Origin of the sequence: Kitasatospora sp. Root107 (genome assembly GCF_001424875.1) — a bacterium.
GTDB lineage: Bacteria > Actinomycetota > Actinomycetes > Streptomycetales > Streptomycetaceae > Kitasatospora.
Map to the genome: position 1 here is coordinate 264,625 of NZ_LMCT01000072.1, position 13,174 is coordinate 277,798.

The following is a 13,174-nucleotide window of genomic DNA, read 5'->3' on the forward strand; positions in this document are numbered from 1 at the left end:
TGTGCAGGCTGAGGGAGTCTCAACGGAAATCGCCGGAAGGCTCCCGCATGTCCTCGTTCCTCGGCCGCCTGGGCGGCGCTGCCGCTGCCAGACCGTGGCGCACCCTGCTCGCCTGGCTCCTTCTCCTGGTCGTGGCCTTCGGCCTGGCCGCCGCCATCGGCGGTGAGCCGCACGACAACTACCGTGTTCCCGGCGCACGTTCGACCGCCGGTGGCGATCTGCTGACCGAGCGCTTCCCGGAGATGTCCGGGACCGGCGCCAGGGTGGTCGTGCGCGACCGGGAGGGTGACCGACTCCCGGAGTCGGTGCTCGCCGAGCTGCGGCAGCGGCTGACCGGGATGCCGAAGGTCGCCACCGTCGGGGAGCCGGTGCTCTCCGCACGCGGCGACACCGCGCTCCTCCAGGTCGGCTACCTGGTGCCGCAGACCGAGTTCAAGGGCTCCGAGGGGCTCGACGCCCTGCGCGAGGCGGGGAAGCCGACCGAGGCGGCCGGTCTGCAGGTGGAGTTCGGCGGTCAGGTGCCGGAGAACTTCTCCGCCCCGGACGGAACGGCCGAACTGGTCGGTGTGGTGGCCGCGCTGGTGATCCTGGTGATCGCCCTCGGCACGCTGATCTCGGCGGGCCTGCCGCTGCTGGTGGCGCTGGCCGGGCTCGGGCTCGGGACGGCGCTGACCACGCTGATGGCGGCCGTCACCGACATCAGTGAGACCGCCCCGACGGTGGCCACCATGGTCGGCCTCGGGGTGGGCATCGACTACGCGCTGCTGCTGGTGAGCCGTCATGTCGAAGGCCTGCGCAAGGGGCTGACCAAGCAGCAGGCGGCCGCCGAGGCGACCGCGACCGCCGGGTCGTCGGTGGTGGTCGCGGGTGCCACGGTGCTGGTCTCGCTGCTCGGGCTGCGGCTGGCCGGTCTCCCCACCTACTCCTCCTTCGGCTATGCGACCTTCGCCGTGGTCGGCGCGGTGATGCTGGCCTCGCTCACCCTGGTCCCCGCCCTGTGCTCGCTGGCCGGACCGCGCCTGCTGCGCCGGGCCGAGCGGGCCGCCCCTGCCGCGCGGGTGGCCGAGGGCCCGACCAGGACCGAGCGTTGGGCCCGGCTGATCGGCCGGCGTCCACTGGCCGCCGGGTTGGCCTCGCTGGTGGTGCTGCTCGCGCTGGCCGCGCCGATGCTCGGCATGCGGACCTGGCCGCAGGACGCGGGCAGCCAGGCCTCGGGCAACACCACCCGCAAGGCGTACGACCTGGTGGCCGAGGCGTACGGCCCGGGGGCGAACGGCCCGCTGCTGGTAGCGGTCGACCTGCGCACGCTGCCTGCCGCCGAACTCCCCACCCTGCTCGAGCGGTTGAAGGCCGACCCGGGCGTGGCGGAGGTTGCCCCGGCAGTGCAGAACCGGGCGGGTGACGCGGCGGTGGTCTCGGTCCGTCCGAGCACCGGGCCGCAGGACGAGCGGACCACCGAGCTGCTGGACCGGATGCGCGGTGATCTGCTGCCCGCCGGTGCGGAGGTGACCGGGGTGGTCGCGGTCTTCGCGGACATCTCCGACCGGCTGAGCGATCGGCTCTGGATCGTGGTCCCGTTCGTGGTGGCGCTCTCGCTGATCCTGCTCACCGTGCTGTTCCGGGCGCCGGTGCTGGCGGTCAAGGCGGCGGCGATGAACCTGCTCTCGGTGGCGGCCGCGTACGGGGTGACCACGGCGGTGTTCCAGTCCGAGACCGGGGCGAAGCTGCTCGGGCTGCCGCACTCGGTGCCGGTGTCCAGCTGGGTGCCGATCCTGATGTTCACCGTGCTGTTCGGGCTGTCGATGGACTACGAGGTCTTCCTGCTGGCCCGGGTCCGGGAGGACTGGCTGGCCACCGGGGATGCCAAGGGCAGCGTGGTGCGCGGCCTGTCGGCGACCGGACGGGTGATCAGCAGCGCGGCGGCCATCATGGTCGCGGTCTTCGTCGGCTTCGCGCTGGACCCGGACATCACGGTGAAGATGATGGGTGTCGGGATGGCCGCCGCCGTGCTGGTGGACGCCACGGTCGTCCGGCTGCTGCTGGTGCCGGCCACCATGACGCTGCTCGGCCGGGCCAACTGGTGGCTGCCGGCCTGGCTGGACCGGCTGCTCCCGGAGCTTCGGATCGAACCCGAGGAGTCCGCCCCGGCCAAGGAGCTCGTCCCGGCCTGACGGGCGGTAGCCCCACAGGCCTCAGCCCGGAAACCCGGTCAGGGTTTCCGGGCTGAAACGTTGCTGCAATGGAGTGTCTAAAAGGGTCATAAGCCTACATATGCGATGTAATCGCAGGCATGATCAGTCCTCGGCCCGCTGCCGGTCACAGCCCTGAGCCACCGTCAGCCCGGCGGTGCGGCCGGTGAGCCTGCTCCGGGAGAACGGGACGCTGATCGTCTCGATGCTGATCGGTGCGCAGGACGTATCGGTGAACGCGGACGTCAAGAACGTGGCGTTCGCGCTCTTCATCTTCTCGCTCGGTTACATGGCGGGGCCGCAGTTCTTCGCCAACATGAACGCCAAGGGCCTGCGCTTCGGCGTGCTCTCGGTGCTGGAAGCCGTGGTGGTGATCCTGCTGGCGTTCGGCTTCGCCGTCGGCTTCGACCTGGACGTGGGCACGGCCGCCGGCATTCTGGCCGGCGCCGCCACCGAGTCGGCGGTGGTCGGCACCGCGCAGGAGGCGATCAGCCAGCTCGGCGGCATCACCGAGGACCAGTCCCAGCAGCTGCAGGCGCACGTGGCCACCGCGTACTCGGTCTGCTACCTGTTCGGGCTGGTCAGCATCGTCATGCTGACCAGTCAGGTCTTCCCGCTGCTGATGCGGATCAAGCTGCCCGAGGCGAGCCGCGCGCTCTGGGAGAAGATGCGCGGCGGCGAGGGCGGCCCGGGGTCGGGCGAGCAGGCCGCCCTGCCCGCGCTGGTCGGCCGGACGTACCTGGTCTCGCAGGGCGAGGGCAGCCGGGTCGGCACGCTGGAGGCCGAGTCGCGGCAGCTGGTCTCGATCGAGGGCGTCAAGCGCGGCGACCAGGTGCTCACGGTCGCGCCGGAGCTCCAACTGCGGCGCGGCGACCGGGTCCTGGTGGTCGGCCGCCGGGCGGCCGTGATGGCCACCGGGCACGACCTCGGCCCGGAGACCTCCGGCGTGCCCGGGCTGGACAGCCCGCTCGCGGTCCGCCAGGTGGTGGTCACCCGCAAGGAGATCAGCGGCCGGACCGTCACCGAGTTGCGGGCCGCCGAGCCGGAGACGGTCGGCGGGGTCTACCTGACCGACATCCAGCGGGTCGACCAGCACCTGCCGGCGATCGGCGAGACCGAGCTGCACCAGGGCGACACGCTGACCGTGGTCGGTGCCAGGGTCAAGGTGGAACGTTTCGCCACCAAGGTCGGCGCGACGGTCCGTCAGGACACCGCCGACTACATCTACCTGAGCCTGGGCATCTGCGCGGGTGTGCTGCTCGGCATGGTCACCATCCACGTCGGGGAGGTGAACCTCTCGCTCGGCACCGGCGGCGGCTGCCTGATCGCCGGTCTGGTGTTCGGCTGGCTGCGCGCCCAGCGCCCGACCTTCGGCGCGTACCCGCCGGTGGCCGCGCAGACCGCCAAGGACCTCGGCCTGTCCATCTTCATCGCCGTCACCGGCATGGCGGCAGGACCTGACGCCGGTCCGCTGCTCAAGCAGTACCCGGTGCTGCTCCCGGCGGCCGGCGTGCTGATGGTGGTGATCCCGGCCTTCCTGTCGCTGTTCGTCGGCCGGAAGCTGCTGAAGATCGAACCGCCGATCCTGATCGGTGCCATCGCGGGCCAGCAGTGCTCGACCCCCGCCATCACCGCCGTCAGCAACGTCGCCCGGAGCAGCGTGCCGATGCTCGGCTACACGATCACGTACACCATCTCCAATTTCCTGCTGCCCCTGACCGGCCCGGTGCTGGTCGGCATCATCGGCCTCTGAGTCCGAGCCTCTGCCCCCCACCTGAAGGGCCACGATGGACTGGATCACCGATCACGTCTTCAAGCCGTATCCGGAACTACTGATCTTCCTGACCATCGCGATCGGCTTCCTGGTCGGGAAGATCCGTTACAAGGCGATCGGGCTCGGCGCGGTGACGGGCTGTCTGGTCGCCGGGCTGTTCACCGGCTGGGTCACCGAGGTCAGCGTCAACGGCACGGTGAAGTCGGTGTTCTTCATCATGTTCCTGTTCGCACTCGGCTACAAGGTCGGTCCGCAGTTCTTCCGCGGCCTGAAGAAGGACGGCCTGCCGCAGGTCACCGTCGCCGTGGTGGTCTGTGTCACCGGCCTGCTGGTCTGCTGGGGCTTCGCCGAGATGCTCGACTACGGCCCGGGCCTCGGCGCCGGTCTGCTCGGCGGTGCGCTCACCCAGTCCGCGGTGATCGGTGTCGCGCAGGACGCGATCGGCAACATCCAGGGGCTGAGCCCGGATCAGATCACCGAGCAGCAGAACCTGGTGCCGGTCGCGTACGCGGTCACCTACCCGCTCGGCACCATCCTGTGCGCGGTGCTGCTGGCCAACATCGCGCCCCGGCTGCTGAGGAGCAACCTGGCGGAGGACTCGAAGGCGCTGGCCATCGAGCTGGACGCCCCGGAGGTCAACCCGGATCTGGCCGAGGGCTACTACGAGGTGGTGCTGCGGGCCTTCACCGTGGCGGGCAACGGCCTGGTCGGCCGGAGCATCGACGACATCGAGGCCCAGCAGCGGGAGCAGGGCCGCCGGATCTACGTCACCCGGGTCCGCCGGGCCGGCGAGATCCTCGACCACACCCAGCAGACCGTGCTCCAGCAGGGCGACGTGATCGCGGTCAGCGCGCTCCGGCACGACCTGGTGGACTTCGACCCGGCCCGGCAGATCGGCCCGGAGTCGGACGACGCGGGTCTGCTCAGCTACCAGACCGAGAACCTGCACGTGGTGGTCTCCAACAAGGAGCACCTGGGCAAGACGGTGGCGCAGGTCCGCCGCGAGCCGTTCATGGTCGGTGTTTTCATCGACAAGGTCTACCGCTCCGGCGCGGAGTTCCCCTACCGGCTCTCCACCGAGCTGGAGCGCGGCGACACCCTGGTGCTGACCGGCCCCAAGCGGCTGGTCGACCCGGCCACCGACGCGCTCGGCAAGTCGGTGCCGACCAGCTTCGCCACCGACATGATCTGGGTCGGCCTGGGCATCTTCCTCGGCGGCTGCATCGGGATCCCGTCGCTGACCGCGGGCGGGGTGCCGATCTCGCTCTCCACCTCCGGCGGCGCGCTGATCATGGGTCTGGTCTTCGGCTGGATCCGCGGCAAGTACCCGACCTACGGCAACGTGCCGCCCGGTGCGCAGTGGTTCATGGACACCTTCGGTCTGTGCGCCTTCGTCGCCATCGTCGGCATCAACGCCGGTCCGAGCTTCAGCAGCGGTCTCTCCCAGGCGGGTTGGGGCCTGCTGGTGTGGGGAGCGGTGGCCACCGTGATCCCGTTGTTCGCCGGCCTGCTGGTCGGCCACTTCATCTTCAAGATCAGGGCGCCGATCCTGACGGGCGTGGTGGCCGGGTCGCAGACCACCACGGCGGCGATCGGCGCGATCAACGAAGAGGCCAAGAGCCAGATCCCGACGCTCGGTTACACCATCCCGTACGCGGCAGGCAACGTCCTGCTGACCATCTGGGGCGCCATCATCGTCGCCCTGCTCGGTTAGCCCCCAGGCCCTAGGAGAGAGACCCCCTCATGAGCAAGCCTTCGATCAGCCGCGAAGAGATCCGCCGCCTGGCCCAGCTGAGCCCGTTCGAACTCAAGGGCCGGTTCATGGAGTTGGCCGAGACGTACCAGGCCGACCAGCCCGGGCAGAAGGGCAAGTCGAGCGCGCACATGCTCAACGCGGGGCGCGGCAACCCGAACTGGATCGCCACCGGGCCGCGCGAGGCGTTCCTGGCGCTCGGTCACTTCTCGCTCTCCGAGAGCCGCCGGGTGTGGACCGCCGACAACCTGGGCGGCATGCCGGAGCAGCAGGGCATCTCCGAGCGGTACGACCGCTTCACCCGCTCGCACCCCGAGATGCCCGGCATCGAGCTGCTGACCGCCTCGATCGACCTGGCCGTGCAGCGGTTCGGCTTCGACCGGGACGCCTGGATCCACGAGCTGGCCGACTCCACCATCGGCGACAACTACCCGGTGCCGGACCGGATGCTGACGCACGGTGAGCAGGTGGTCCGGAGCTACCTGCGCGAGGAGCTGATGGACGGCAAGGCACCGGCCGACCAGCTCGACCTGTTCGCCACCGAGGGTGGCACCGCCGCGATGTGCTACATCTTCGACTCGCTGATGAAGAACGGCATCCTGCACAAGGGCGACAAGATCGCCCTGATGGTGCCGGTCTTCACCCCGTACATCGAGATCGCCGAGCTGGACACCTTCGACTTCGAGGTGGTCAAGGTCGAGGCGTCCAACTTCGCCGAGACCGGGGTGCGCGGCTGGCGCTACCCGACCGAGGAGGTGGCCAAGCTGGAGGACCCGGCGGTCAAGCTGGTCTGCCTGGTCAACCCCTCCAACCCGCCGTCGCTGGAGCTCTCCCAGCGGGTCGCGGACCAGATCAAGCAGATCGTGGCGACCAGGAACCCGAATCTGATCGTGGTCACCGACGACGTGTACGGGACCTTCGTGAACGGCTTCCGCACGATCGCCGCCGCCCTGCCGCGCAACAGCCTGCTGGTGTACTCCTACTCCAAGCACTACGGCTGCACCGGTCACCGCCTGGGCGTGATCGGCCTGCACAAGGACAACGTGCTGGACGAGATGCTGGCGAAGCTGTCGGCGGAGGAGAAGGCCCGGCTGAACAAGCGGTACGGCACCCTCACCCTGGAGCCGGAGAAGATCCGCTTCATCGACCGGCTGGTGGCCGACTCCCGGCAGGTGGCGCTCAACCACACCGCCGGGCTGAGCCTGCCGCAGCAGGTGCAGATGATGCTGTTCTCGCTGTTCGCGCTGCTGCCCGAGGGCAAGGCGTACAAGACCAAGGTGCAGGAGATCGTGTACCAGCGGCTGGCGCTGCTGCTGGAGGGGTCAGAGATGAGGATCGCGGACGACCCGCAACGGGCCGGGTACTACATCGAGTTGGACCTGCTGGCGGAGGCCGAGCGGACGGCCGGTCCGGAGTTCGCCGAGTACCTGCTGAAGACCTACGAGCCGACCGAGCCGCTGTTCCGGTTGGCCGAGCAGACCGGGGTGGTGCTGCTCAACGGCGGCGGCTTCGACGGCCCCGAGTGGTCGGTCCGGGTCTCGCTGGCCAACCTGGACGATCTGGACTACCTGAAGATCGGCCACCACCTGCGGCAGATCTTCCTGGACTACCGCACCGAGTGGGAGCAGTCCAAGGTCTGACCCGGTAGCGAAAGGGGCCTCCTTCGTGGGCCCCTTTCGGTTGCCCCGAGGCGCATGCTGGAGGGAGGCATCGACGCTCCGGAGGCGATCATGGACATCCGATCCCCCGCAGGTGTGGTGGTCGGCGTGGACGGCTCTCCCCATGCCACGGTGGCGGCCGACTGGGCCGCCCAGGAGGCCGAACGGCGCGGCTGCGGGCTGCACCTGGTGCACGCCGTCAACACCGGTACGGTCACCCTCTCGCCCCGCTCCGGCGCCGCCGTGACGGACCTGATCCTGAAGAACGCGCAGGCCGTCCTGGACGAGGCGCTCGACCTGGTCAGCGCCGCCCACCCGACCCTGCGGCCCACCGGCGACGTGGTGCCGCGCGACGCGGCCGCCGCCGTGCTGACCGCCGCCGAGCACGCGGAACTGGCCGTGGTCGGCACCCGGGGCCACGGTGGCTTCGCCTCGCTGCTGCTGGGCTCGGTCAGCCTGCGGGTCTGCGCGCACGCGATCTGCCCGGTGGTGGTGGTCCGGGTCGCCCCGGAGCAGGGCAAGCACGTCCTGGTGGCGATCCGGGAGGAGCGGGACGCCGTGGCGCTGCGGTTCGGGGCCAGGCAGGCCGCGCTGGCCGGGCTGCCGCTGCGAGCGCTGCACACCTGGTCGCCGGTGGTCGCGGACGTCACCCATTCCGCCCCGATGCTGGACGAGCTGGGGGAGGAGGCGAAGCTGCACGCGCAGCTGCTGAGCCGCACCGTCGACCCGGTCCGGGAGGAGTTCCCGGAGCTGGAGATCGAGGCCGAGGACTACAGCGGCCCGACCGCCGCCACCCTGGTGGAGGCCTCCAAGGAGGCGGCCCTGCTGGTGATCGCGAGGCACGAGCCGGCCCCGCACTTCGGCCTGCGGCTGGGCACCGCCGTGCACGCGGTGCTGCACCACGCACACTGCCCGGTGGCGGTGGTCCCGCTCTGACGCCCGGGTTCTGACGCCCAGTTTCTGACGTCCGGGTTCTGACGACGGTTCAGGCCCAGAGCCGCAGACCGGCCGTCAGCTCGCGGATGCACCGGGCGCCCAGCTCGGCGATCCGCTCCGGCGGCTCCTCGGTCTCCGCCCAGGTCTCCAGCGCGACCCGCATCGCGGTGTTGGCGGCCGCGGCGGCCAGCCGCAGCTCCAGCGGGTCGGCGCCGGGCCCGGCCAGCGTGCCGAGCACGGGCGAGAGGGCGAGCTCGGACTCGTGGTGCACCCGGTGCCAGACCGCGAGCAGGTCGGGCTCGGCGGGGGTGATCCGGAGCAGGCCGCGGACCCACTCGAAGGTGGCGGCCGGGTACTCGGCCGAGGGGGTGAGGGCGATCCGGGCGGAGTGCTCCAGCGCCTCGGGGACGGAGAGCTCGGGCGGGCTGAGGGCCAGCTCGGTGACCCAGTGCCTGACCCCGCCGGAGAACAGCGGCGCGACCGCGTCCTCCTTGGTGCGGAAGTACCGGTAGAAGGTGCGCAGCGAGACCCCGGCCGAGCGGGCGATCGCCTCGGCGGTGCAGCCGGCCGCGCCGTGCTCGGCGAACAGCCGGGCGGCGGCGAGCGCGATCTCCTGCTGGGTGGTGGCCTTGCGGCGCTCGGTGAGGGAGGGGCGTTGGTCGGACACGGGGCGAGTCTAGTGCCGGGCGGGCACGGAGTGCGGTTGTGGCACAACGTGCCATCAAGGCGTAACGTGAAGCGTGAGCCGTCCAGACCACCCAGCAGGAGACACCCATGAACCGCTTCGAGGGCCGCCGCGTACTGATCACCGGCGCGGGCTCCGGCATCGGCCAGGCCACCGTCCGTCGCATCCTGGCCGAGGGCGGCCGGGTCGTCGGTGCCGACGTGGCGGAGAACGGCCTGGCCGCCACCCGCGAGCTGGCCGCCGCCGACGGCACCGCCGACCGGCTCACCACGCTCACCGTCGACATCGGCGACGAGGCCTCGGCGGTGGCCGGCGTGGCCCAGGCGGTCGGCCTGCTGGGCGGCCTGGACGCCCTGGTCAACGCGGCCGGCATCCTGCGCTCGGAGCACACCGACCGCACCAGCCTGGAGCTGTGGAACACCGTCCTGCGGGTCAACCTGACGGGTACGTTCCTGATGACCCGTGAGGCGCTGCCCGAGCTGCTCGCCTCCGGCCACGGTGTGGTGGTCAACTTCAGCTCCACCTCGGCGAGTTTCGCCCACCCGTACATGGCGGCGTACGCGGCCAGCAAGGGCGGCGTGCAGTCCTTCACCCACACCCTGGCGGTCGAGTACGCCAAGCAGGGCCTGCGCGCGGTCTCGGTCGCGCCCGGCTCGATCAGCAGCGGCATGACCGACGCCTCCGGCACCAGCGGCCAGAACCGCGGCCCGGGCATCCCGGCGGACGCCGACATGTCGCTGTTCGCCAAGCTCAGCCCGGCCCTGCAGTCCGGCAACGGGTACGGCTTCGCCGGCCCCGAGGCGGTGGCGGCCGTGGTCGCGATGCTGGCCTCGGACGACGGCGCGTTCGTCACCGGCACCGAGATCCGGATCGACGGCGGCACGCACGCCTGACCCGACACGCCGGACCGGAGCCGCGCAGCGCCGGTCCGCCCCTTCGCCGTCATGATGATCGCAACGGTCGGACGAGGTGAAGGCGGTGGCCAGTGCGGGATTCGGTGCGGGACCGAGTGCTGAACGTGCTGCGACTCGGCTTCGGCCTGCTGGCCGCCGTCGCGCTCGGCGTCCAGGCGCACCGGAGCGCGACCCTGGACCTGTCGATGGCCAACTTCTTCAGCTACTTCACCAACCTGAGCAACATGGCCGGAGTCGTGGTGCTGCTGGTCGGCGGCACGCTCGGGCTGCTCGGCCGGGGCCGGGTGCCGGACCTGGTGCGGGGTGCGGTGGCGCTCTACCTGACCATCACCGGACTGGTCTACCTGGTCGCCCTGTCGGACTACGACCTCGGCCCGCTGCTGCCCTGGGTCAACGGCGTGCTGCACCGGACGATGCCACTGGTGCTGCTGGCCGACTGGCTGATCGACCCGCCCCGTCGCCCGATCAGCCGTCAGCAGGCCCTGTCCTGGCTGCTGTTCCCGCTGGTCTACCTGCCGTACACGCTGATCCGGGGCGCGGTCACCGACTGGTACCCGTACCCCTTCCTCGATCCCCGGCACCCCGGCGGCTACGGCCGGGTCGCGGTGGCCTGCACGCTGGTCACGCTGGCCTTCGTCGGGGTCGGTGCCGCCCTGGTGTGGGCGGGCAACCGGCTGGGTGCGGGCAGGGAAGCGGTCGGCGGGTGACGCTCCGTCGGCTCAGCTCGCTGCTCCGGCTGCCGTCCTGGGGAGCGCTGGCCGGTGCGGTGCTCTGCTACTGCCGAGCTGGATCTCCTTCCTGACGGAGGGTGAGGCCTCGGACGCGGGGGCGGCCCTGATCGACGCCGTGTACGCCCGCTGGTCCGCCCTGCCCTCCGACCACCGCCCCAAGCTGCTGGTGGCGGGCGAGAGCCTGGGCCCGTACGCCACCGAGCGGGCCTATCCGGCCGGGATCGCGGGGCTGGCGAGCCGTACGGATGGTGCGCTGCTGGTCGGGCCGACGCCCGACAACCCGATCCGACGCGACGTCACCGACGGCCGGGACCGGGGCAGTGCGGTCTGGCGGCCGGTCTACCAGGAGGGCCGGACGGTGCGGTTCGCCCAGACCCCGGCCGACCTCGACCTGCCCGGCGGGGCGTGGGACCGGCCGCGCATCGCCTACCTGCAGAACGGCAGCGACCCGGTCACCTGGTAGACCGGCCGCCAACGACGTACCGGCCGGGTACGGCCACCGGTTCGGCACGCTGCCGGTGTACGCCTGGGCCAGGATCGCGCCGCCACCCGGCCGGACGGACGCGGACAGCGCGCGGCTGGATGCCCGGCTGCGGTCCGGTCCCTGACCGTCGCTGCGTCAACTCCGGTCGACGCACCACCAATTGACCGTCACTCGGATGCCGCGCCCGTGTCGCCGCCGTCGCCGACCCTGCCAATGATGAGGGGCGGAGCAGCACCGATCAGGAGGCAGTCGTGACCAGAGCAGCACGCGGGTACGGAACGGGCCGGGAACGCGGGATCGCCGCGCTGGCCGCGGCGGGTGCGGCGGTCGCGCTGCTGGGGGCGTGCGGCAGTGACTCGTCCGGCGGCTCGCCGTCGACCGGTGCCAGCCTGTCGGTGCCGCCCAACCCGTCCTCCTTCTCCGGCTCGCCGCCGTCCGCCTTCGCCTCTGCCGCGGCCTCGATCTCGGCGGCGGCCGCCTCCGCCTCGGCCGCCGCGGCCTCCTTCGAGGCTTCGGTGTCGGCCTACGCGGCGCAGCACCAGGACCGGGCGGTGGCGGCCCTCAAGGGGGTCGAGGGCACTGGCAACGCGGTCTCCGACGTGACCCTGACCGGGGTGCCACTGGCCACCTCCGGCGGGATCCAGGCGGCGGTGGTGAACATCGTCAACAGCACGTCGGCGACCGCCTCCTACGCCGTCCAGGTGGACTGGCGGGACGCCTCGGGCCAGGCCGTGGTGAGCACCGTGGTCGGCGCGGAGAATGTCGCCGCCGGGCAGTCGGCCAGTCCGGTCTCGTTCAGCCGACGGCCCGCCGCCGACCAGCTGACACCGGTGGTGGTCAAGGCACAGCGGTACTGACCCGCCCGGCGATCAGCACGGCGACGTCGTCATCGGCGCCGGTGCCGTACGCGAGCAGGTCGGTGTGGAGCAGGTCCAGCAGCCGGGCCGAGCTGTTCTCGGTCCAGCCGCGCAGCCGGTCCGGCAGGGGGTAGAACTCCCCGGCCTCGTCCCTGGTCTCGCTCACCCCGTCCGTGAAGACCATCAGCCGGTCACCGGCCGCGAACGGGACGCTGTCCACCGGCGGTGGGTCGCTCAGCAGCGCGCCCAGGTTCAGCGGCAGCGCGGGGGAGGACGGTTTCACCTCCAGCACCTCGCGGCCGCGCAGCAGGAGCGGCGCCGGATGGCCGCAGTTGACCACCCGCGCGGTCCGGCCGTCCGCCGGGACCTCCACCAGCACGGCGGTGGCGAACCGCTCGGCGGCGTCCGAGCTGGGCACCTGCTCGCTGTAGCGCACCATGCTCCGCTCCAGCCGCTCCACCACGGCGGGCAGGTCGGGCGCGTCGTAGGCGGCCTCGCGGAACGAGCCCAGCAGTACCGAGGCCAGCTCCACCGCCGGCAGGCCCTTGCCCTGGACGTCGCCGACGATCACCCGGAGGCCGTGCGGGGTCCGCAGCGCCTCGTAGAAGTCGCCGCCGATCCGGGCCTGCGCCGCCGCCCCCGCGTACAGCAGGTCGAGCTGGACCCCGGCCAGCCAAGGCGGCAGCGGGCGCAGCAGGACCCGCTGCGCGGCGTCCGCCACCGCGCGCACCTCGAGGAGGTCCTGCTCTCGGCGCTTTCGGACGTGGCCGGCGTAGCAGGCGGCCAGCGTCACGGTTCCGATCACCGCCACGGCGGTGAGCGCCGAGGCGGTGAACGGCGAGCCCCGGTCGAGGGAGAGCCCGAACTCCGCCGCCACCGCGAGCAGCCCGATCGCGGCGGTACCCGAGACGCTCCAGCTGACGGCCGCCAGCGCGGGCGCGGCGGCGAGGAACCGGTCGAAACGCTGCTGACCCGGCGTCAGGAGGTCGAGAAGCGCCGTCACGGCGATGAGCACCAGGGGGGCCGAGCGGACGATCGCGCGGGGAGAGCCCACCCGCCGCAGTCCGGAGAATGTCCGCATGTCTCCAGGCTATCGACAGTTGACCGAAACACCCCGGTTTGTCCGCACGAGGCGCCCGTTCTCGTGCGACGGTGGGCACACGTGCCATTGCCTGACGGTGCCTCGGTCCGGC

11 protein-coding genes are annotated in these 13,174 nt (G+C 71.6%); 9 read left to right on the top strand and 2 right to left on the bottom strand.

The genetic code is table 11. From position 1 onward, the window contains the following. Positions 1 to 47: 47 nt before the first annotated feature. From ASC99_RS34695 to ASC99_RS34715, 5 genes are all read left to right on the top strand, one after another. Positions 48 to 2,171 carry an MMPL family transporter gene (locus ASC99_RS34695; RefSeq protein WP_057239647.1) on the top strand — a complete coding sequence of 708 codons (2,124 nt, stop codon included), beginning with the start codon at positions 48 to 50 and terminating at the stop codon, positions 2,169 to 2,171. Between the two features lie 175 nt (positions 2,172 to 2,346). After that, on the top strand, positions 2,347 to 3,942 hold the full coding sequence (aspT, locus tag ASC99_RS34700) for an aspartate-alanine antiporter (protein WP_255359307.1): 1,596 nt from the start codon (positions 2,347 to 2,349) through the stop codon (positions 3,940 to 3,942). Between the two features lie 34 nt (positions 3,943 to 3,976). Further along, entirely contained in the window at positions 3,977 to 5,677 is a 1,701-nt protein-coding gene (gene aspT, locus ASC99_RS34705) for an aspartate-alanine antiporter (RefSeq protein WP_057239649.1), read from the top strand. 29 nt (positions 5,678 to 5,706) lie between these two features. Continuing rightward, a complete protein-coding gene (locus ASC99_RS34710) occupies positions 5,707 to 7,356 on the top strand; it encodes a bifunctional aspartate transaminase/aspartate 4-decarboxylase (protein ID WP_057239651.1) in 1,650 nt (549 codons plus the stop codon). Positions 7,357 to 7,446: 90 nt separating this feature from the next. After that, positions 7,447 to 8,310: a universal stress protein gene (locus ASC99_RS34715; protein ID WP_057240023.1), complete on the top strand. Its 864-nt coding sequence runs from the start codon at positions 7,447 to 7,449 to the stop codon at positions 8,308 to 8,310. Positions 8,311 to 8,359: 49 nt separating this feature from the next. Here the strand turns inward: ASC99_RS34715 and ASC99_RS34720 are convergent, their stop codons facing one another. Beyond that, positions 8,360 to 8,977 (bottom strand): TetR family transcriptional regulator, encoded by a 618-nt coding sequence (locus ASC99_RS34720; protein WP_057239653.1) that lies wholly within the window; start codon positions 8,975 to 8,977, stop codon positions 8,360 to 8,362. 107 nt (positions 8,978 to 9,084) lie between these two features. Between ASC99_RS34720 and ASC99_RS34725 the strand changes: the two genes are divergently transcribed. The 4 genes from ASC99_RS34725 (at position 9,085) to ASC99_RS34740 (ending at position 11,981) form a co-directional block, all read left to right on the top strand. Next, positions 9,085 to 9,888, top strand: a complete 804-nt coding sequence (locus ASC99_RS34725; RefSeq protein WP_057239655.1) for an SDR family NAD(P)-dependent oxidoreductase — start codon at positions 9,085 to 9,087, stop codon at positions 9,886 to 9,888. Positions 9,889 to 9,992: 104 nt separating this feature from the next. Next, positions 9,993 to 10,616, top strand: coding sequence for a Pr6Pr family membrane protein (locus ASC99_RS39585; RefSeq protein WP_057241233.1), 624 nt, complete (start codon positions 9,993 to 9,995; stop codon positions 10,614 to 10,616). Continuing rightward, positions 10,588 to 11,103: an alpha/beta-hydrolase family protein gene (locus tag ASC99_RS34735; RefSeq protein WP_057239659.1), complete on the top strand. Its 516-nt coding sequence runs from the start codon at positions 10,588 to 10,590 to the stop codon at positions 11,101 to 11,103. Before ASC99_RS39585 ends, ASC99_RS34735 begins: the two co-directional genes overlap by 29 nt. A gap of 272 nt (positions 11,104 to 11,375) precedes the next feature. Next, positions 11,376 to 11,981 (top strand): hypothetical protein, encoded by a 606-nt coding sequence (locus ASC99_RS34740; protein ID WP_157531937.1) that lies wholly within the window; start codon positions 11,376 to 11,378, stop codon positions 11,979 to 11,981. Here ASC99_RS34740 and ASC99_RS34745 read toward each other — a convergent pair. Further along, a complete protein-coding gene (locus tag ASC99_RS34745; RefSeq protein ID WP_057239661.1) occupies positions 11,962 to 13,062 on the bottom strand; it encodes a PP2C family protein-serine/threonine phosphatase in 1,101 nt (366 codons plus the stop codon). The two genes, ASC99_RS34740 and ASC99_RS34745, sit on opposite strands and share 20 nt — an antisense overlap. Between the last annotated feature and the right edge of the window lie 112 nt (positions 13,063 to 13,174).

What these genes read in the sequence shown, in the direction of transcription:
- ASC99_RS34695 (WP_057239647.1), top strand. Translation starts at nt 48, where the DNA reads ATGTCCTCGTTCCTCGGCCGCCTGGGCGGCGCTGCCGCTGCCAGACCG.
- aspT (WP_057239649.1), top strand. Translation starts at nt 3,977, where the DNA reads ATGGACTGGATCACCGATCACGTCTTCAAGCCGTATCCGGAACTACTG.
- ASC99_RS34710 (WP_057239651.1), top strand. Translation starts at nt 5,707, where the DNA reads ATGAGCAAGCCTTCGATCAGCCGCGAAGAGATCCGCCGCCTGGCCCAG.
- ASC99_RS34715 (WP_057240023.1), top strand. Translation starts at nt 7,447, where the DNA reads ATGGACATCCGATCCCCCGCAGGTGTGGTGGTCGGCGTGGACGGCTCT.
- ASC99_RS34725 (WP_057239655.1), top strand. Translation starts at nt 9,085, where the DNA reads ATGAACCGCTTCGAGGGCCGCCGCGTACTGATCACCGGCGCGGGCTCC.
- ASC99_RS34745 (WP_057239661.1), bottom strand. Translation starts at nt 13,062, where the DNA reads ATGCGGACATTCTCCGGACTGCGGCGGGTGGGCTCTCCCCGCGCGATC.